General features: G+C 54.4%; 15 protein-coding genes. 9 read left to right on the top strand and 6 right to left on the bottom strand.

Annotation, left to right across the window (positions count from 1 at the left end):
- Positions 1-77 precede the first annotated feature (77 nt).
- Positions 78-1,247 (bottom strand): alpha-hydroxy acid oxidase, encoded by a 1,170-nt coding sequence (locus AC0VXT_RS02840; RefSeq protein WP_475547422.1) that lies wholly within the window; start codon positions 1,245-1,247, stop codon positions 78-80.
- 3 nt (positions 1,248-1,250) lie between these two features.
- On the bottom strand, positions 1,251-1,868 hold the full coding sequence (locus AC0VXT_RS02835) for a helix-turn-helix domain-containing protein (RefSeq protein WP_276651435.1): 618 nt from the start codon (positions 1,866-1,868) through the stop codon (positions 1,251-1,253).
- A gap of 405 nt (positions 1,869-2,273) precedes the next feature.
- On the opposite strand from AC0VXT_RS02835, the gene AC0VXT_RS02830 reads away from it, so the two are divergent.
- The 5 genes from AC0VXT_RS02830 to AC0VXT_RS02810 all read left to right on the top strand — a co-directional run bounded on the left by AC0VXT_RS02830 (position 2,274) and on the right by AC0VXT_RS02810 (position 7,674).
- Entirely contained in the window at positions 2,274-3,308 is a 1,035-nt protein-coding gene (locus AC0VXT_RS02830; RefSeq protein ID WP_475547421.1) for a TRAP transporter substrate-binding protein, read from the top strand.
- Between the two features lie 138 nt (positions 3,309-3,446).
- The gene (locus AC0VXT_RS02825) at positions 3,447-3,965 is read left to right on the top strand and encodes a TRAP transporter small permease (protein ID WP_475547420.1); all 519 of its coding nucleotides are present in this window, start codon (positions 3,447-3,449) and stop codon (positions 3,963-3,965) included.
- Between the two features lie 9 nt (positions 3,966-3,974).
- On the top strand, positions 3,975-5,279 hold the full coding sequence (locus AC0VXT_RS02820; RefSeq protein WP_101302787.1) for a TRAP transporter large permease: 1,305 nt from the start codon (positions 3,975-3,977) through the stop codon (positions 5,277-5,279).
- A 39-nt stretch (positions 5,280-5,318) separates the two neighbouring features.
- Positions 5,319-6,218 (top strand): 4-hydroxy-tetrahydrodipicolinate synthase, encoded by a 900-nt coding sequence (gene dapA / locus AC0VXT_RS02815; RefSeq protein ID WP_475547419.1) that lies wholly within the window; start codon positions 5,319-5,321, stop codon positions 6,216-6,218.
- Positions 6,219-6,393: 175 nt separating this feature from the next.
- A complete protein-coding gene (locus tag AC0VXT_RS02810) occupies positions 6,394-7,674 on the top strand; it encodes an FAD-binding oxidoreductase (RefSeq protein ID WP_475547418.1) in 1,281 nt (426 codons plus the stop codon).
- 103 nt (positions 7,675-7,777) lie between these two features.
- Here AC0VXT_RS02810 and AC0VXT_RS02805 read toward each other — a convergent pair whose 3' ends face one another.
- From AC0VXT_RS02805 to AC0VXT_RS02790, 4 genes are all read right to left on the bottom strand, one after another.
- Entirely contained in the window at positions 7,778-9,253 is a 1,476-nt protein-coding gene (locus AC0VXT_RS02805) for an IS1182 family transposase (RefSeq protein ID WP_475547417.1), read from the bottom strand.
- Between the two features lie 122 nt (positions 9,254-9,375).
- Positions 9,376-10,557, bottom strand: a complete 1,182-nt coding sequence (locus AC0VXT_RS02800; protein WP_475547416.1) for a CmpA/NrtA family ABC transporter substrate-binding protein — start codon at positions 10,555-10,557, stop codon at positions 9,376-9,378.
- A 3-nt stretch (positions 10,558-10,560) separates the two neighbouring features.
- Positions 10,561-11,151: an ANTAR domain-containing response regulator gene (locus AC0VXT_RS02795; RefSeq protein ID WP_022731449.1), complete on the bottom strand. Its 591-nt coding sequence runs from the start codon at positions 11,149-11,151 to the stop codon at positions 10,561-10,563.
- A gap of 125 nt (positions 11,152-11,276) precedes the next feature.
- Entirely contained in the window at positions 11,277-12,584 is a 1,308-nt protein-coding gene (locus tag AC0VXT_RS02790; protein ID WP_240626433.1) for a NarK family nitrate/nitrite MFS transporter, read from the bottom strand.
- Positions 12,585-13,360: 776 nt separating this feature from the next.
- Here AC0VXT_RS02790 and nirB point away from each other — a divergent pair.
- From nirB to AC0VXT_RS02770, 4 genes are read left to right on the top strand one after another with little or no spacing between them, the layout of a single operon-like run.
- Entirely contained in the window at positions 13,361-15,832 is a 2,472-nt protein-coding gene (nirB, locus tag AC0VXT_RS02785) for a nitrite reductase large subunit NirB (RefSeq protein WP_101302795.1), read from the top strand.
- Between the two features lie 4 nt (positions 15,833-15,836).
- Complete coding sequence (gene nirD / locus AC0VXT_RS02780) at positions 15,837-16,187, top strand: nitrite reductase small subunit NirD (protein WP_022731453.1); 351 nt, start codon at positions 15,837-15,839, stop codon at positions 16,185-16,187.
- Positions 16,177-18,885 (top strand): molybdopterin-dependent oxidoreductase, encoded by a 2,709-nt coding sequence (locus AC0VXT_RS02775; protein WP_475547415.1) that lies wholly within the window; start codon positions 16,177-16,179, stop codon positions 18,883-18,885. Before nirD ends, AC0VXT_RS02775 begins: the two co-directional genes overlap by 11 nt.
- Positions 18,857-19,870: a precorrin-2 dehydrogenase/sirohydrochlorin ferrochelatase family protein gene (locus AC0VXT_RS02770; RefSeq protein ID WP_475547414.1), complete on the top strand. Its 1,014-nt coding sequence runs from the start codon at positions 18,857-18,859 to the stop codon at positions 19,868-19,870. Before AC0VXT_RS02775 ends, AC0VXT_RS02770 begins: the two co-directional genes overlap by 29 nt.
- The last annotated feature ends 15 nt before the right edge of the window (positions 19,871-19,885 follow it).

The following is a 19,885-nucleotide window of genomic DNA, read 5'->3' as shown; positions in this document are numbered from 1 at the left end:
ACAGAAATTTCCGCACAATCGCGATGAAAATGACGATGAAAAGGGGCGGGTAATTCCGTCTCTTTTCATTTTAAATGTCACTCCCTTTGGGGATGCCCAGATGACGCAATCGCGTTTTTCTTGAAGTCTTCAAGATTTTTGGCACCTGCGAAAATCAGGTTGCTGTGCATTTCATCCATCAGCATTGAAAGCGCGTCAAAGGCCCCTTCCTCACCCGCCGCGGCCAAACCATAAAGCGGTAAACGCCCGACCAGAACGGATCGACTGCCAAGGGCAAGGTATTTCAAAACATCGCTGCCACGGCGCACGCCGCTATCGGCCATGATAGCAATCTTTTCGCCAACTGCAGCGGCGATACCCGGCAGGACGTTTGCCGGGGCCGGGGCGACATCAAAGTTCCGCCCGCCATGGGCCGAAACCACAATGCCATCGGCACCAGCCTTCACCGATTGCACCGCGTCCTTCTCCGACAGGATGCCTTTGATGATGATCTTTCCAGACCAGCGATCACGAATTTGCGCAATATCATCCCATCCAAGACCACTTTCAATTTGAACGTCTTGAGCGACGGCATCGCGGGTGATTGCCGTTTTGAACTCGGCAGGATAATGCGCGTAGCTGGGCATGCCGCTTGTCATTAAATACCGCATCATGACCGATCCCAGCCAAGCCGGCCGGGATAGAACATCCGCCACCCCGCGAACTGACGGCACGAAGGGAACAGAAAACCCGTTATGCTGGTTATATTCGCGCTTTGGCGACAGCGGCGTATCCGCCGTAATTACAAGAATTGACACCCCGGCATTACGCGCACGATCAAGCAATTGCCACGTCAGTTCCCGGTTCTTCCAGACATAAAGCTGAAGCCAAAGTTCAGAATCTGGCGCACCTTCGCGAATACCCTCAATGCTAGTGACCGATTGGGTCAACACACAAAACGGTATCTGCAACCGGCTGGCCGCGCGCGCAAGTTTAACTTCCCCGTCATAGGAGACCAATCCGGCCAAGGCCGTCGGCGCTACAATTAACGCTGCGGGATAACTGCGATCAAACAGCTCTGCTGTCATGTCACATTGCGACTGACCGGAAAGAACGGATTGCTTGAACTTGATACGGTCAAGTGAATGCCGAATATCGGCCATGGCCAGCTCAGCCTCGGTACCGCGGTCGATATATTCAAACAATCCTTTGGGAAGGCGTTTGCGCGCAGCACCTCGAAAGTCTTCGGCATTCAAGAGTCTGGCCATTGATCAGCTCGTTAATACCCACAGTACAACTGCTTCTTCCGGGCCTTTGCGGGTCCAGACATGTTCGGCACTGGCGTCATAATACATCGAGTCACCTTCGTGCAGCTCCAGCGGCTCGTAAATCTTGCTGTGCACGACGACGGTCCCGCTCAGGATGGTCATGAATATTTCGGCATCGGTTTTGGGCCAGACGTCATATTCCTCAACATCGCGCGCAACCACACGGGTCTTTATCGGCGTGATTCGTTTGTTTTTCAGATCCGCACACAAAAGCTTATTATCGCAGTTGCCTGACAGATGCGGTTTTCCTTCTTCTGCCCGTGTAACACTGCGACGGCCAAGCAGGGTGGGTTGCGTTTCCGGATCGGCCAGCAGGCTTAGCACATCCATTTCAAATCCGCGTGCAATGCGCTGGATCGTTGAAATGGTCGGCGAAAGCTCACCGCGTTCAATTTTGGAAAATGCGGATGCCGAAATTCCCGACGCCTTGCTGGCGTCCTGCAAGGTCCAGCCACGCCCTTTGCGCAGTTGATGCAACCGTGGTCCAATTTCGTCGGATTTATTGCTGGCGGGATTCCCCTGCCGACGGTTGGACTGGAAATCTTCCAGATCGACGTTCATTCCGTAATATTCCTTTTGCAAACATCGTCACTTATGTGTCCGACCCCATATAGCCTGACAACCGTTACTTGAATCCACTGCGATTCCAATGAACCAACAGCAGCATATCCCATCTTGGGAAATATGCCACATTTGATAAAAAATATACTATAGGAAAAATTTTATCGTATTTTGTTGACATCAGTCATATCGGATATATTCTGATTTCACCGGATGCAAACCGATTTTGCGATGCTCTTCTCGCCCAATCGTCGCTGCACAACCTTTCGGATGCATCCGGTAACAAAGCCGTCAATTGCAGCCCGGCATGAATGCCCGACGCAACTGATCATAACTTTATCAGGGAAATACCAGGCCACCTTCGAAGCGCCACTGCTTTGTCCGTTGCCCGGTAAAGGAGAAAGAATGACCTTCATTCGGAAACTTCGGCATGTCACCCTCGCCGCCACCATCGGCCTTGGCACCGTACTGTCCGCATCCGCCAATGCACAAACCATTGTCAAATTCGCCCATGTTGATGGCGAAGGCGACCTTCTGAACAATCCGTATTGGACCTTCACCGAAGTTTTCGACAACGTTCTGCAAAACCAATCTGGCGGTCGTTTCAAACTTGAAGTTTTCCCGAACGGTCAGCTTGGCGATCTTGAATCCCTTGCCGAACAAAACGCCATTGGCGTTGTCGACATGGTTGGTGGTCTGAACGCGGGCCATCTGGCGGCTTACTATCCGCCAGCACAGATTCTAGAAATGCCCTATACCTTCCCGACCACCGAAGTTGCGCGCAAGGTTCTCAATGACGGGCCGTTTGGTAAAAAATTGTCCGACATGATTGCAGAAGGCAGTGGTGTCCGCGTCATGAGCTACCTGACTGGTGCGTTCCGTAACTTCTCGAACTCGGTCCGCCCGATCCATACACCAGAAGACATGAAGGGTCTGAAAATTCGAACCCAGACCGTTCCGCTGCACATGGAAATGGTTAAGGCCCTTGGCGCATCACCGACCCCGATTGCATGGGCAGAGCTTTACAGCGCACTTCAGACCGGTGTTGTCGATGGTCAGGAAAACGCGCCTTACACCATGCTTTTGACCAACCTTCAGGAAGTTCAAAAGTACTACACGCTTGATCATCACCTGATCAACATGCCGCTGATCACGATCAATGATGATTTTTATCAGGGTCTGAGCGCTGAAGACAAAGAGATCTTTGACAATGCATCAAGCGAAGCAACCTTTGCGATGCTTGGCATTATTGCCGCCAAGGAATCACAGGATCTTAAAGTGATCCGTGACGCAGGCGTCGAGATTTATCAGCCGACCCCGGCCGAATTCCAGAAATTCGTCGATGCCACCAAAGAACCAATCCGTGCCTTCATGGAAGAAAAAGTTGGTGCCGACCTGATCAACGAACTTGAGACTGCCGTCAAAGCCGCGCAGGAATAAAATGACAAGGTCCGGGAACCCATTTCCCGGGCCTTTTCAATAGCTGCTAGATTTGCGAATTGCGTCCGGTCCATCCGTGCGCTGTTCTGAAATCCGTGTTGTCATCCGCAGAAAACACGGTCCGAGAGAGGGCCCCCCATGCTTCTGTTCCTTGAAAAACTATCGACGACCATCGCAAACCTGACGTCGATTGCTGCCAGACTGATGCTGGCATCGGTCGCGGTTGTCCTGTTCGTTCAGGTCGTTCTACGTTTTGGTTTCAGCTTTTCGCTCCCCTGGCCCGAAGAAGCATCGCGCTTTCTGATGATCTGGGTCGTCATGCTGGGCGGCAGCCTGCTTGTTCGCGACGAACAGCTGGTCTGTGTTGATTTCTTCGACGCCTTCTGGCCGCGCCGGTGGCTTGGCTATCGCAATGCCTTTTTCCGTTTGCTGCTCGCAGGGCTATTGGCTGTCCTGCTTGTCAAAGGCTTTGATTCGGCAATCTTTGGCCTGCGTCGCACCTCCGCTGCACTGAACCTTTCATGGTTCTGGATTTATCTTGCCGTTCCGGTCGGAGCCGCCTTGATGCTTTTCCACATGGTTGTTCTTGCCCTTCGCGACATCATTAAAGGTCCGGACGCAGAACAGGAAGCATCACTTTTACGCGCAGAGCTGTAAGGGCACACTATGGATTACGCACTTATCACCATGATCGGGTTGTTGCTGCTGTTGATGTTCCTCGGCAGCCCCGTGATCTTTGCCATCGGCTTTGCCGGTCTTTCCTATTTCTTCGTCAAACCCGGCATGACCGACATGCTGCACATGTTTTCCCACAAGTTCTTTACGGGAATGGATGTCTTCATCTGGTTGTCGATTCCACTGTTTATAATCGCCGGCGAGATCATGACATCTATCGGGATGACAGACAGACTTGTCCAGTTCTCGCGCCTTCTCGTGGGGCGCTGGCGCGGAGGTCTTGCCTATGTCAACGTTGTCGGGTCGATGATGTTTTCAGGTGTCTCGGGCTCGGCACTTGCCGATATCTCCGCCTTGGGTCCCGTCGAAATCGACATGATGAAAAAGGACGGATATGACGCGGACTTTGCCGCCGCGGTCACGGTAAGCTCGGCCATTCAGGGGCCGATCATCCCACCGTCAATCCCGTTGATCATCTTTTCAAGCCTGACCAACACATCGGTTGCCGCACTGTTCCTTGGCGGGGCTATTCCAGGTGCCTTGATGGGAATCGCGCAGATTATCGTGATTTATTTCATTGCACGTAAAAACAACTTCCCGGCCAACCCGATCAAGGCCCTGACCCTTGGTCTGGCATTTAAGATTTTCTACAATGCCTTCTGGGCGTTGTTCATGCCGTTGATCATTATTGGCGGGATCATTTCAGGTATTTTCACAGCCACCGAAGCCGCATCCATCGCGGTTGCCTATGCGATTGTTGTGGGTATCTGCGCCTATCGCAGCCTGTCGCTGAAACAGCTTTGGGCCATCCTTGACCGCGCGGTGCGGACCTCGGCCTCGGTCTATCTGATTGTCGGTTTTGCCAGTGTCATCAGCTGGATTTTGGCCAACGAACGGGTGCCATCCGAGCTGACCATGCTGGTCGAGACACTCGACCTGCAACCCTGGATGCTGCTGCTTTGTCTGAACATCTTCTTCCTGATCAACGGTCTGTGGATCGGGGATTCTGTTCAGCTGTTGCTGTTTGCCCCGCTTTTCACCCCGATCGTTGCAGCGATGGGTGTCGATCCGGTGCAGTTTGGCGTGATCATGGTGGTCAACGTCATGATCGGCCTGATGACACCGCCCTATGGACTTGGCTTGTATCTTGGATCAGCCATTAGCGGACAGCCCCTCGCCAACATTGTCCGAAAAAGTTTCCCGTTCCTGATATCGAACCTGATCGTCTTGATGATCGTGACCTACATCCCGGCGGTGTCACTGACCCTGCCGCGACTGTTTGGCTTCTTGAACTAATCACAATATCGCCACCACCCAAAAGACAAGAGACTTCACATGACGCTTACCAAAAACGATATCAATGGTCTTTATACCGCCATTGTAACGCCCTTCACCGAAGACAAATCCGTCGATCACAAAGCGTTGTCTGATCTGGTAACCCGGCAACTTGCAGCGGGTGCTACTGGCATCGTTCCGATTGGCGGGACCGGCGAATACCCAGCCCTTTCACGTCAGGAACGCAAGGACATTGTCAAAACCTGTGTCGATGCGGCGGGTAGCGCCCCTATCATTCCCGGCGTCCTTTCGACCGGCTTTCCCGATGCCGTCGAAGCCGGCAAGGATTTTGAAGACGCCGGTGCGGCCGCAGTCATGACCGTGACCCCCTATTACGCAGCGGGCACACAGGATGGCATGCGCGAATATTTTGCCAATTACCGCAATGAAATCGGTGTTCCGGTTTTGCTGTATGAAATACCGCGCCGCACGACTGTCGCAACCAATGCCGAAACCATTCAGGCCATGGCAGAAGACGGATCGATCATTGGTATGAAATGCTCGAACTACGACATGCCAGCCTTCATCAAAACCATGAAACTGGCCGGTGACAAAATGGCCATCCTCAGTGGTGAAGAACCCCTGTTTGCCACCCATGTCACCATGGGCGCGAAAGGCGGGGTTTTGGCATCTGCCAACGTTTATCCAAAAATCTGGATTGAAGTCTTTAACCTTGCACGCGAGGGCAAGCTGAACGAAGCGCTTAAGCTTCAGACAAAGCTTGATACTGCAATTGATGCGATTTTCCGCGAAACCAATCCGGGGCCACTTAAGAAATACATGGAAATGGCTGGCTATTCTGCGGGTGGCGTTCGCTTGCCGCTTGAAGGCCCATCAGCCCCGACCATTACGGCACTTAAAACCGCATTCGATGCCGCATCGCTTGCAAACGTAGCCTGATTTTTCTTTCCAAGGACCAGCCATGATTGATCGTCTCCAAAAAATCCTCGGCGATAAAGGTTTGATCACCGATCCTCAAGAAATGCACCCTTACTTGATCGATTGGCGAGATCGCAGGAAAGGCAATGCCGTGTGCGTTGCGCTTCCAGCCAATGTCGAGGAGGTCTCCCGGACGATGAAAGTGGCTTCCGAGGAAGGACAGCCGGTATTTCCCCTTGGGGGGAATACCGGCCTCTGCTACGGCGGGGTTCCTGAAAGCCCGTCGCCCGAAGACAAACCCGGTATCGTGATTAGCCTTCAGCGGATGAAACAGATCCGCGAAATTGATGCCGCGGCCAATATCGCAACTGTTGACGCGGGTGTGATTCTGGCTGAATTGCACGAAAAATGTAAGCCCCACAAACGGCAGTTCCCATTGTATCTGGGCAGTGAGGGCAGCGCACAGATCGGCGGCCTGATTTCGACTAATGCCGGGGGCACCGGGGTGGTCAAATACGGCCCGATGCGAGATCTAGTTTGTGGTATCGAAGTTGTTTTGGCCGATGGGCGCATTCTGAGCGATCTTGAAGGCTTAAAGAAAAACAACACCGGGTATGACCTCAAACACCTGTTTATTGGGGCCGAAGGAACCCTTGGCATTGTCACCGGTGCCGCACTTCGCCTGCATCCCGAAAACACCAATGATGCCCATGCGTGGGTGTCGGTTGACAGCCCCGAAACAGCTGTCCGCCTATTTACCGAATTTCAGGATAAATGCGGTCCTTATATCGAAGCCTTCGAACTGCTTTCTGGTACTGAAATTGACGCGGTTGTCCGCCATATCGACCGCATACATGTGCCGTTCGAAACAGTCCCTGACTGGTCACTGATGATTGAACTGACCTCGACTGACACATCAGTTGATCTGAATGGCGTGTTTGAGGAAATTCTTGGTAAAAACCTTGAAAACGGATCGGTTCTTGATGCCTTTATCGCCAGCAACTCGGCGCAAGCTGAACAAATCTGGCATATCCGTCATTCCGTGACCGAAGCCAACAAACTCGAAGGCATGGGCCTTGTCCATGACGTCGCGGTGCGAGTGTCCAAAGTCCCGGCCTTCATCGCCAAGGCCAAGGATGTCACCGCAGAAAAATTCCCGATGGCGACACCAATTTTGGTCAACCATCTTGGCGATGGTAATGTGCATTACATCCTGATGTTCCCGCATGAGTATTGGAACAGTTTGGATGATCCCGATGCTGTCACCCACGATGTTCAGGCGTGTGTCCATGACATCGCAGCCAGTTTTGGTGGTACCTTTAGTGCCGAGCACGGTGTCGGACGTAAACTAACCGACGAGTTAAAACGCCTGTGTGATCCGCTGCGCTATGAACTGATGCAGACCGTTAAACGCAGCTTTGACCCCGATAACCGGATGAACCCAGGCGTTCTGTTTGAACAGCACAAGTCAAACTAACGCCAGGCACACGCCACAAAACAACAAAGGGCAGCGATCAGAGCCTGTGTCAAAACCCCGCTGCTCCTGTAGCGGGGTTTTTCATAAACTGTGTGTGTTTTCCTCATACGGGGGCGAGCAAGAGCCTTTCGAAGATGTTTTTTGCCCCGAGGATGTTGATGGCGCGCTTGAGATTGAAAGCTGTGACGGATAAGGCCATTTCTGCCTTGACCGCAGGCAAGCCCCGGCACAGGAACCTCGGTGTTCCCATCATGTGTTTGAGAATGCCAAACGGATGTTCGACAAGGGATTTTCGTCGTGTCATCGCCTCGGGATGGTCCGCCATGCGTTGGGCCGTTTGCTCGAGGGGCCCCTCAAGCAAATGGCGGCTGACCCGTCGCCGGTCGACTTTGGTGCAACGGGATTTGTGCGCACAGGCGGCGCAATCCTTCGGATCGGCCACGTAATTGGCGCTCTGGTTCTTGCGCGAGGCATTCTCGAAGGACAGGACATTTCCTGCCGGACAGATATAATGCTGCTTGGCTGCATCCCAGTCGAAGTCGGACTTTTCAAAGAAATCACCATGCGTGTTACGTGAGCGAGGATGGGGAACAAAAGCGGTGATGCCATCTTCGTCACAGGCCGCGATCTGCTCTGCATCGGCATAGCCCGCATCGGCCAGAATATCTATCTTTGTGCGCTCAAGCACGTCCTTTGCTGCTTTGGCGACCCGATGCAATTCATTCTGGTCCGATGTCGCCTGTGTCACTTCATGATGAGCGATCAGCCCGTGGGCATCATCGACCGCAGACTGAAGATTGTAGCCGACAATCCGGCCTTTGCCTGATCGCATGATCCGGGCATCCCCATCTCCGATAACCACCTGTGTCTGTCCCATCTCGTCCATCAGAAGCACCGACTGGGCCAGATCGGCTTTCTGCGCGCGCAACTTTGCAAGGGTTGCACGCACATCACCTGTTTTACCTCCTGTGCCGCCCGGGACGTCCGACGGGGTGTCCGACGGGCCATCCGTAGCATTCTGGCTATGGTCAATGGCGTCCATCTCTGCGAGATAGTCCGATATTTGCCGGTCAATATCGGCGATCCGCTTTTGAAGCTGTGATTTCGTCCAGACTTTTTGCGGACTGGTATCTGCCTGGAATTTCGATCCGTCCACGGCCAGGCACTGACCCGCGATCAGCCCTTCCCCGCGCAGAAACAGCACAAGACTGCGACAAACCCGGCCTATCCCCTCCCGGTTCGTTCGGCGGAAATCGGCAATCGTCTTGAAATCAGGGGCCAAACGGTCCAGCAGCCACAAAAGTTCGATATTGCGGTGGCATTCGCGTTCCAGCCCCCGGCTCGAACGCAAACGGTTCAGATAGCCATACAGATACAATTTCAGAAGAACGCAAGGATGATAGCCCGGACGACCTGTCGCCTTTGGCTGCACCCGGACAAAACCCAGTGCCTGTAGATCAAGGGCCGAGACAAAGGCATCAATCACCCGCACCCCATTGTCATCGGCAACAAGATCATCAAGCCGGTCCGGGAAAAGTGTTCCCTGTTCGCGACTGGTTCCTTCGATAAAGCCTGACATAAAAAAACTGCCCGAAATTCATCCTCCGGGCAGTTTCTCAAATCAGACAACGCTTGGGAAGCCTGTTTTCACACAGGCTCGATCAAGCTGCCCTTTGTCTGTTTATCACCTGATTTGATGCATCATCTGGTCAGATCAGGATCAAATACCGAGTTATCAAGGAAACTGTCGGGTCCGACAAACGCGCGGTCCTCGGCACCGTTTGTGCCTTCTACACGCCAATCATGTGCCGGCACGGCAACATCAAGCCCCTTAACCGCCGTTCGATAAAGGTCTGGGCGATAGACTTGCCGGATCACCTGATTAAGGTCGGTGTTGGCGGGCACCTGCCCCCATCGTTTCATCTGTGCGCCGACCCAGCTTGCCTGTGACAACCACGGGAAGGTCGCGGTATAGCGATAAAAAACATGCCGATCGGGCACCTCAATCGGGGCTTCGCCGGGGCGCAGAACCGGACGCCCGTCAAGTGACGCCTTAAGCACATCATAGGGTGCACCGACATTGGATTCTTCTGACAACATCTGGGCAAGTTCAGCGCGATTGCCCGGTTGATCGGCCCATTCCGCCGCCCGGACAAGGGCCCGCACAAGTGCCGAAACCGTGTCAGGATTTGAATCCACCCAGTCCTGCCGCACACCAAGGACCTTTTCCGGACTACGCGACCAGATGTCGTCTTTCAACGCGACAATGACCCCATCACCATGGAAAACAGCACGCTGGTTCCACGGCTCCCCGACGCAATAGCCATCCACCCAGCCATTGCGCAGACTGTCAAACATGCGTTGTGGCGCAATCACCCCGATATTGACATCCTTGTCCGGATCAATCCCGGCGGCAGCCATCCAGTAGCGCAGTTCGTAATTATGGCTTGAGAACGGGAAAACAGTTGCAAATGACATGACCGGGCGGCCCGATGCCCGGTCTTCGTCGATGACTTTTTTCAACGCACGCGCCGATAAGCCACGTGGCCCATGCATCGCCGCAGGATCGGCTTCAAGCATCCGTTGATATAGCCGCGTGGACACCGTGATCGCATTACCACCCCGGCCAAGCGCCATCGGCACAACAAGATGCTGCACCGGAACGCCACCCAATCCAAGGCGCGCTGCAATCGGGATACCGGCCAAAAGGTGGGCGGCCTCATAAACGCCATATGACAGCTTGTCACGAATGGCCGCCCACGACATTTCGCGTATCAGTTCAAGTTCGATGTTTTCCTGATCGGCAAATCCCATGGCGCGCGCAACAACCGGGATGGCGCAATCAACCAATGGCACGAAGCCCAGACGAACCTTGTTCCCCATTCCCTAAAACTCCAACTGAAACGCAGTGATGACGCTTTGCGCGATCTCATAGATCTTGCGGTTCTGTTTCATGGCGTTCTTTCGAAGAAGGTTATAGGAATCTTCTTCTGTCAGACCCTTTTCCTTCATCAAAATACCTTTGGCCCGCTCAATCAGTTTGCGCTCATTGAGTTTGGCTTTTGCTTCGTCGCGTTCACGGCGCAACTGATCAAAAACATTAAACCGCGAAATTGCCATTTCAACAATTGGACGAATGCGGTCTTCGCGCAACCCGTCCACCACATAGGCACTGACCCCGGCGGCAACCGCTTCGTGGATCATGCTTGAATCACTTTTATCAACGAACATGGCAATCGGGCGCGCAATGGCACGCGACACCTGAAACATCTGTTCGAGCGTATCGCGATCCGGGTTTTCCAGATCAATAATGATGATATCGGGTGCCAGTGCCTGAATACGTTCGACCAGATTGTGAGACGTCCCGATCCGGGCCACACGGGTATAGCCACTTTCAACCAGTCCGCGCTCGACAATCGCCGCACGGTCAGGGTCTTCGTCAATCACCAGAATGTTGAAGTCTTCTGTCCTTACCAAGTTATCCCAAACTCCCTGACGGCCGAGGCCTCTCTGTCTGTGTTATCTTCTCCGGCATTTTTTTCGACCGGTTGAAGGACCGGGATGCGACACGGGCCGCATCCCGAAAAATCATTGTTATGCGTTTATTCCGCAGGTACCGGCTGACCCGATCCAGATGTGCCCATACGTTCTGCATGCGCACGATCAAACCGTTGCTGTTCTTCAGCCTGGGTTGCTGCCGAGAAACGGACAGCCAAGGCCGCAAAAGAGCACACAATCACGGCACAACCGAGATAAAAAAGCCCTTCCTGATAGGTGAGCGCCTCGGACTTGAACAAAAAGCCTGCGGCAACCGCACCGGCATTTCCACCGGCCCCGACAATGCCCGCGACCGAGCCAAGTGCCTTGCGGTTAACGAACGGCACAATACCGAAAGTCGCACCTTCTGACATCTGAACAAACAGCGAGAAGACAATCATCACGGCAACGGCAATGACCAAGGCATCCATCATCGAGAAGGCAACAAGTGCGATGCCTTCGACAAACAATGCGAAAAACAGGAATTTGACCCGACCCGAAAGGCCGCCTTTGGCGGCAAACTTATCGGAAAACACGCCACCCAGCGTCCGGGCAAAGATGTTCATCAGGCCAAACAGACCGGCAATCACACCCGCCGTGGCAAGGCTGAGATCAAAACGGTCAAAGAAGTAGATCGCCGCAATATTATTGATGGTCAGCTCAACGCCAAAGCATGCCCCATAAACAAGGAACAAGGCCCAAACGCGGTAATCAGACATCGCGGCCATCATGCCTTTGGTCGCACCGGCATGATCATCCTCGGCCGACAACGCGCCACTTTTACGCATTTCGGCATAATTGCCTTCCGGGCAGTCGGTGGTGAAGACCCAGTAAAGAACCGCAACCACAAGCATGATCGCGCCCGGGAAGACCATCGCCAAACGCCAGCCCATGGTTTCGGAAAGCCCAAACCCGAGGATCATGGCAAGGATCAGTGGCATGACCATCTGCGTCACACCACCGCCAAGGTTCCCCCAGCCGGCTGTTGTGGCATTGGCCGTACCGACAACATTGGGCGCAAACATGGTGGAGGTATGATATTGCGTGATCACAAAGGATGCGCCGATTGAGCCAATCGCCAGACGCGCAAGCAGGAAGGTTTCATAGCTATCGGCAAGCCCAATCAGCATCACCGGCAGCGACCCAAGCACCAGCAAGCCGGTATAGGTTTTGCGCGGACCGATCTTGTCACACAGTGGGCCGATCAGAAGTCGCACAAGAACCGTGATGGCAACCGATGCAATGATCGTACTGCCGATTTCACTTTTGCTTAAGCCAAGATCATCGCGGACCAGCGGCATCAGCGGTGCGATCCCGAACCAGCCGAAAAAACACAGGAAAAATGAAAGCCAGGTCAGGTGAAAAGTGCGCATCTGGACAGTCTTGAGACTGAACAGGTTTATGCGTGTAGCCTTGTTCTTGATTTCCATAACGGTGAAGCCCTTCGTTTTGGCCGAACAGAGCATCTTGAGTGCCGTGAACAACCGACGGTTTTTGCTATGGGCCTTCATGCTTCATCAGATGGATTCCGCAGGCGGCCCGTCATTCGGATCGAACGCGCTGCGCGGTCATCGCGCGGCAGTTCCAAACGTCTGATCGTCCGCCGTTGGACGAAGAACTGTGAGCCACCCGTCATTGGGCCTGCTTTCGTCAAAGCTGCTCACACGGAAATAGGATATGCAAACACCGCGCCAATTTTTCCGCGATGCGGGATAAAACTTTCAACATATTGAAATATAACAAGTTTAGCTGATCGCGACTGCAACGTAAAAAATGGAACGCCTGAAAATCAGGCGAACATGCACAAAAATAGATCACTCACATTTTGTGCTGTTTATTTTTTGTGCGATTTACTGCTTTACCCGAATATCAGGCAATCGCCACTTCCTATGATCAGCTATATATCTCAGTTGCTTACGAGATAATTTACCGAAATTCACATTCTGGCACGGCACTTGAATACAGAAACACATGAGCGCGGGCAGTGTCGCCTGCAGCTCCGGCCAAGATGCCGATCCCATATATAAAGAATCCAATGACGGGTTCCCCGGATAATGACGTCCGTTGCGACATGCCTTTTTCGAAGGCAGACCGCATCGGGCGTTTTTTTGTGCCAACTTCGCATCCCGCGACGAGGAGCCAGAGACAAATGAACCACGTCCCTGCCGCAATAAAGACCGCAAAAGCCCGCCTGGTTGTCATCGGCAACGGCATGGCCGGCATGCGCACCGTAGAAGAAATCCTGTCCCGCAATCCGGACAAATACGACATCACCGTTTTCGGCGCAGAGCCCCGGGTTAACTACAACCGCATCATGCTGTCGCCGTTGTTGTCAGGTGAAAAGGGTTTCGATGAAATCGTCATCAACACCCCGGAATGGTACAGCGAAAACAACATTCACCTTTATTCCGGTGATCCCGTCGTTTCGATTGACCGCAACCGTAAGGTTGTTATTTCCAAAAGCGGAACGGAAACCGAATATGACCGGTTGTTGCTGGCCACCGGTTCCGACCCGATCATTATTCCGGTCCCCGGCCACAAACTGAATGGCGTTGTCACTTTCCGTGATGTCGATGATGTCGATACCATGCTGGGTGCTGCCGCCAAAGGTGGCCCGGCCGTGGTCATCGGTGGCGGGCTTCTTGGCCTTGAAGCAGCAGTTGGACTACAGGCACGCGGCATGAACGTAACGGTCCTGCATCTTGCGGGCCATGTCATGGAACGCCAACTTGATCCTTCGGCGGGTTACCTTCTTGCGCAGGAGCTCGAGCGCCGCGGCATCAAGGTCATTACCGCTGCCGATACAGGCGAAATCGTCGGCACCGAAAACGTTACCGGCGTTCGCCTTAAGGACGGCACCATGATCCCGGCGGATCTGGTGGTTATGGCTGTTGGTATTCGCCCCAATGGACGCCTTGCCACGGATGCCGGGCTTACCGTCGAACGCGGCATTGTCGTTGATGATGTCATGACCACCAGTGATCCGGCTGTTTTCGCGGTTGGTGAATGCGTACAGCATCGCGGTCAATGCTATGGCCTTGTGGCCCCATTGTTTGAAATGGCCAAATCCTGTGCCGATCATTTGGTTGAAATCGAAACCCTTGGCTATGCCGGTTCGGTCACCTCGACCAAGCTCAAGGTGACCGGGGTTGATGTTTTCTCTGCCGGGGATTTTTCCGGCGGCGGTGACACCGAAGAAATCGTGTTCCGCGATGCCGGTCGCGGTGTTTACAAGCGTATCGTTCTTGAAGACGGCAAGATCAAGGGCGCGGTCCTTTATGGCGACACATCAGATGGTGGCTGGTACTTCCAGCTAATGAAAGACGGGCAGGACGTCACCGAATTACGTGACACGCTTGCCTTTGGTCAGGCATTTGCCGGGGGTGCTGCCGGAAACCCGCTTGATGCCGTTGCAGCCCTGCCTGATGATGCAGAAATTTGCGGCTGCAACGGCATTTGCAAAGGATCCATCGTTTCGGCCATCACTGAAAAGGGGCTCACCACCCTTGATGAGGTCAAGGGCCATACCAAGGCATCCGCGTCCTGTGGATCATGCTCCGGTCTGGTTGAAAACCTGCTGGCAGCGACCTTGGGCGGCGATTATCAGGTCGCAGCCGTCAAACCGATTTGCACCTGCACCGAACATGATCATGACAGCGTGCGCCGCCTGATCGTTGCCAAGAAACTCAAATCCATGCCCGCAGTCATGCAGGAGCTCGAATGGGCATCATCGGATGGGTGCCATGTCTGCCGTCCGGCGTTGAATTACTATCTGCTGGCGGCCTGGCCAAACGAATATGTTGATCACGGTGCATCGCGCTTTATCAACGAACGTGTTCACGCCAACATCCAAAAAGACGGCACCTATTCGGTTATTCCGCGCATGTGGGGTGGCTTGACCAACCCGCGCGAATTGCGCGCTATTGCCGACGTTGCCGACAAGTTTGAAATCCCGACCGTCAAGGTCACCGGCGGGCAACGTATTGACCTTCTGGGTGTGAAAAAAGAAGACCTTCCGGGCGTCTGGGCCGATCTGAATGCGGCGGGCATGGTATCGGGCCATGCCTATGGCAAATCACTGCGTACCGTCAAAAGCTGCGTCGGGCAGGAATGGTGCCGCTTTGGTACCCAGATGTCGCTCAGCATGGCGGTTGAACTTGAAAAAATGACATGGGGATCATGGATGCCCCATAAATTCAAGATGGCCGTATCGGGCTGCCCGCGTAACTGTGCCGAAGCCACGATCAAGGATTTTGGTGTGGTTGCAACCGACGGTGGCTGGGATCTTCATGTGGGTGGCAATGGCGGCATTCACGTCAAGGCGACCGAGCTTCTGTGCAAGGTTACCACCGACGAGGAGGTCATGGAATATTGCGGTGCCTTCATCCAGCTATACCGCGAAGAAGCCCGTTATCTTGAGCGCACCGCGCCATGGATCGAGCGGGTTGGCCTGAAACACGTTCAGGACCAGATGGTCGATGACGCAGCCAACCGCAAGGCGCTGTTTGATCGCTTTAAGGTCAGTCAGCAAAAAGCACAAATAGACCCATGGGCAGAACGCGCGAGCCAAGGCGTTGATGCCCATGAATTCACCCCCCTTCCCATGGTCGCAGCGGAGTAGGAAAATGACAGACATTCTAAGCTGGATTGATGTCGGGCCTGTGGCCAACATCCCGCGCCAAGGTGCCCGCACCCTGCAAACCGAAACCGACCGGATTGCCATTTTCCGCACTCTTGATGATCAGGTCTACGCGCTTCTTGACCGCTGCCCGCACAAACAGGGGCCGCTGGCACAGGGCATTGTCCATGGTCATTTCGTAACCTGCCCGCTCCATAACATGGTGTTCTCGCTTGAAACCGGCGAGGCACAGGGACCTGATGATGGCTGTGCGGCCAAGGTCGAATGCAAAATCGTTGACGGGACCGTGCGTGTCGGACTAACCGAACTGCAAGCCGGACTGCGCCATGCGGGATGAGGTCAAAACAACCTGCCCCTATTGCGGTGTTGGCTGTGGCCTGATCATTTCGCCAACCCGTGATGGATTTGCTGTCGGCGGCGATCCCGATCACCCGGCCAACTTTGGGCGGATATGCTCCAAAGGGGCCGCGCTGATTGATACAATCACGGCGGAAACCAAACGTGATTTCCGGTTACTCGAACCGGAGGTTGACGGCGCAAAAACCGATTGGTCGACGGCCATATCCGCAACCGCCGACCGCCTGCGCGACACCATCGCGCAGCACGGGCCAAAATCGGTGGCGTTTTATGTTTCCGGTCAACTTCTGACCGAGGATTATTATGTCGCCAACAAACTGATTAAGGGCTTCATCGGATCGCCCCATATCGACACCAATTCGCGTCTGTGCATGGCATCGACAGTGGTCGGGCACAAACGTGCGTTTGGTGCGGACGTGGTGCCGGGCTGTTACGAAGATTTGGAAATTGCCGATCTGGTCATTCTGACCGGATCAAATTTGGCATGGTGTCATCCGGTGCTTAATCAGCGCCTGCGCGCGGCCAAGGAAAAGCACGGCACGAAGATTATCGTGATTGATCCACGCCGCACGGCAAGTTGCGATATTGCCGACTTGCACCTGCCGATCAAACCGGGCAACGACGTTGCCCTGTTTAATGGCTTGCTGGCATGGCTTGATCAGACCGGCAATACCGACCTTAAATACGTCGCCCGCCATGTTAGCGGCTATGAACAGGCCGTGGCAGAGGCCCGTGCCGACTGCCCCGATCTCGAGACAACCGCAAAAAAATGCGGGCTCGACACCCATGATAGCGCTGATGCATTCGGCTCAGGTCTGGGGAAACTGGAAACGTTCTTTAGCTGGTTTGCCGCCTTTGATCGCACCGTGACGGTGTTTTCACAAGGGGTCAACCAATCGTCAAGCGGATCGGACAAGGTCAATTCGATCCTTAATTGCCATCTGGCAACCGGTCGGGTTGGGAAACCGGGCTCCAGCCCGTTTTCTGTCACTGGCCAGCCCAACGCAATGGGCGGGCGCGAGGTTGGCGGCCTTGCCAATCAGCTCGCCGCCCACATGAACCCCAATGATCCGGTTGATGTTGATCGCGTCAAACGGTTCTGGAAATCAGACGTTCTGGAACCGGGCGAAGGCCTTAAAGCGGTTGATATGTTTCGCGCGATTGAAACCGGCGAGATCAAGGCCGTCTGGATCATGGCCACCAATCCCGCCGTCAGCCTGCCCGACGCCGATCGCGTCCGGCTGGCTCTGTCGCGGTGCCCGTTGGTGATTGTATCTGATGTGGTCAGTGACACCGACACATTGCGCCACGCCCACATCAAATTACCCGCATCTGGCTGGGCGGAAAAATCGGGCACCGTCACCAATTCCGAACGCCGTATTTCACGCCAACGCCCCTTCCGCGATGCTCAGGGCAATGCCAAACCCGACTGGTGGATCATGTCCGAAGTCGCCAAATCCATGGGATACGGCAAATCGTTCAAATATAGCGGTCCAAGTGATATTTTCGCCGAACATGCCGCCCTGTCAGAATTTGAAAATGATGGGCTGCGCGCCTTTGACATTGGCGTCTGGCACAAGGCAAAAAAATCCGCCTATGACGCAATGGAGCCCTTCCAATGGCCCGCATCGCGCAAGAACCAGCCTATTACCGGCGCTGAACGCCTTTATGGCAATGGCATTTTCACCACATCAAGTGGCCGTGCGAAAATGATCGGGGTTGAACATATCATCCCGCAATCACAAACAAGTGCCGATTTCCCGTTGGTCGCCAACAGTGGTCGCTACCGCGATCAATGGCACACCATGACACGCACTGGAACGGCAGCACGCCTGTCGGCCCATCGCCCCGAACCGCTGCTTGAAATCTGCGCTGAGGATGCCGCCCGTTACCGGGTCAAAGACGGCGGCCTCGCCCGGATCAACAGCAAACACGGCACATCGCTGATGCGTGTTGCAATCACGGACGCGCAGGCCCCCGGACAGGTTTTCGTTCCGATGCACTGGAACGATGTCTACTCGGCCGCGGGAGGGATTGGTCGGCTCACGCCCCCCAATGTTGACCCCCATTCGGGCCAACCCGAAACCAAATATACGCCGGTGTCAATCGAACCGTTCGTGGCCAAATGGCAAGGGTTGCTGTTTTCAAGCACTCCGGTTGATCTTGCGCATCTGCCCTATTGGGTCGGGGCCACCGGGCCGGGCAGCATGATCTATGAAATCGCCGGCGAACAATCATGCATGTTCAAATCACTTCTACCCATGGCGGCCAACACCAACGATGAACAGATCATTGAATATAGCGACAGCAAAAAAGGTATTCACCGTTACGCCAGATTAAGCGGTGACCGCATCACCGGTGCGCTGTTCATCGGTCCGGACCGCCCGGCCCTTGGGCGCGACTGGATATCAAACCTGCTGGCGGCAGATGCCCTTGCAACGCCGGAACGCAACGCCTTGCTCGCCGGGCGCATGCCCGATGCCGGTGCAATTAATGACCGTCTGATCTGTTCATGCTTCTCGGTCGGATTGGCCGCCATCAGCAAGGCCATTGTCGACCAAAACGCCGTTTCCCCAACCGATATCGGCCGCTTGCTTCAGGCTGGAACGGGATGTGGTTCCTGTTTGCCGGAAATAAAGGAGATTCTCGATGACGCACTACCGCGCGCCGCTGAATGATCGCATCCGTGATCCGGGCATGGGGACCACCAACCCTGACCGGACCGAAAACTATGCCTATTTCCCGGCTTTCATTCATGTCACCGGCAAGAAGGTTCTTGTTCTTGGCGGCGGTGAAGTTGCCACCGGAAAACTTCGCATTTTAAGTAAAAGTCAGGCCAAGATCACGGTCGTCGCACCCGAAATCTGTGACGATATCGCTGTGATGGTGGACGAAGGGCGCATTGTTTGGGAAAGCACGCCCTTCGTTGACACCATGGTCAATGGCGCCGCGATGGTGTTTGACGCCACCGACGATCCCTACCTTACCGCACGCGTAAAGGCGGCAACCAAACGGCGCAACATCCTGTTGAATGTTGTCGATAAAACCGCACAGTGTGATTTCATTGTGCCTGCCATCCTTGATCGTTCGCCGGTGATGATCACGATCTCGACCGGGGCCTGTGCCCCGGCACTGGCCCGCATCATTCGTCAGCGCCTTGAAACGGTTCTGCCCGCCACCATGTCGCAGCTTGCCCGAGTTGCACGCGATGCCCGGCAAAAGGTTGCCGATCATTTGCATGACAATGTATCGCGCCAACGGTTCTGGACGCATTTTTTCCAGCGTGGATTACAAACCCACTCTGCACGGTCCATTTGCCCAGAAGACGTCGATCTTGCCCTTCGTCAGTTCGTGCCCGATGGCAGTTCGGCAACCGTGCCCGGCGGCCAAACACTTATGGCGGATGTTCATGTTGATAACGCGTTTGACCTGCCGCACGGCATTGCGCGTGCGATTGAAACCGCCGACATCGTCTTTCACGAAGATCACATTGCCGATGACATCCTGACCCTTGCGCGTCGCGATGCCACCGTCATCCCGATTGGCTGCATCACGCTTGACGAACACCCCGAACGCAAACGCGAAAGCATTGCCCAGCAATCAAAAATCTTTGCGCGACAGGGTTTTAATATCGTCACCCTGACCCAGCCGATCACGCATTAACCCCCTTCATATGTC

The sequence above is a fragment of the Thalassospira sp. Z349TD_5 genome (genome assembly GCF_056173045.1).
The sequence above is the reverse complement of the archived record's forward strand: the minus strand, read 5'-3'. Positions and strand labels throughout refer to the sequence as shown.

What these genes read in the sequence shown, in the direction of transcription:
- AC0VXT_RS02840 (WP_475547422.1), bottom strand. Translation starts at nt 1,247, where the DNA reads ATGGCCAGACTCTTGAATGCCGAAGACTTTCGAGGTGCTGCGCGCAAA.
- AC0VXT_RS02835 (WP_276651435.1), bottom strand. Translation starts at nt 1,868, where the DNA reads ATGAACGTCGATCTGGAAGATTTCCAGTCCAACCGTCGGCAGGGGAAT.
- AC0VXT_RS02830 (WP_475547421.1), top strand. Translation starts at nt 2,274, where the DNA reads ATGACCTTCATTCGGAAACTTCGGCATGTCACCCTCGCCGCCACCATC.
- AC0VXT_RS02825 (WP_475547420.1), top strand. Translation starts at nt 3,447, where the DNA reads ATGCTTCTGTTCCTTGAAAAACTATCGACGACCATCGCAAACCTGACG.
- AC0VXT_RS02820 (WP_101302787.1), top strand. Translation starts at nt 3,975, where the DNA reads ATGGATTACGCACTTATCACCATGATCGGGTTGTTGCTGCTGTTGATG.
- dapA (WP_475547419.1), top strand. Translation starts at nt 5,319, where the DNA reads ATGACGCTTACCAAAAACGATATCAATGGTCTTTATACCGCCATTGTA.
- AC0VXT_RS02810 (WP_475547418.1), top strand. Translation starts at nt 6,394, where the DNA reads ATGAAAGTGGCTTCCGAGGAAGGACAGCCGGTATTTCCCCTTGGGGGG.
- AC0VXT_RS02805 (WP_475547417.1), bottom strand. Translation starts at nt 9,253, where the DNA reads ATGTCAGGCTTTATCGAAGGAACCAGTCGCGAACAGGGAACACTTTTC.
- AC0VXT_RS02800 (WP_475547416.1), bottom strand. Translation starts at nt 10,557, where the DNA reads ATGGGGAACAAGGTTCGTCTGGGCTTCGTGCCATTGGTTGATTGCGCC.
- AC0VXT_RS02790 (WP_240626433.1), bottom strand. Translation starts at nt 12,584, where the DNA reads ATGCGCACTTTTCACCTGACCTGGCTTTCATTTTTCCTGTGTTTTTTC.
- nirB (WP_101302795.1), top strand. Translation starts at nt 13,361, where the DNA reads ATGAACCACGTCCCTGCCGCAATAAAGACCGCAAAAGCCCGCCTGGTT.
- nirD (WP_022731453.1), top strand. Translation starts at nt 15,837, where the DNA reads ATGACAGACATTCTAAGCTGGATTGATGTCGGGCCTGTGGCCAACATC.
- AC0VXT_RS02775 (WP_475547415.1), top strand. Translation starts at nt 16,177, where the DNA reads ATGCGGGATGAGGTCAAAACAACCTGCCCCTATTGCGGTGTTGGCTGT.
- AC0VXT_RS02770 (WP_475547414.1), top strand. Translation starts at nt 18,857, where the DNA reads ATGACGCACTACCGCGCGCCGCTGAATGATCGCATCCGTGATCCGGGC.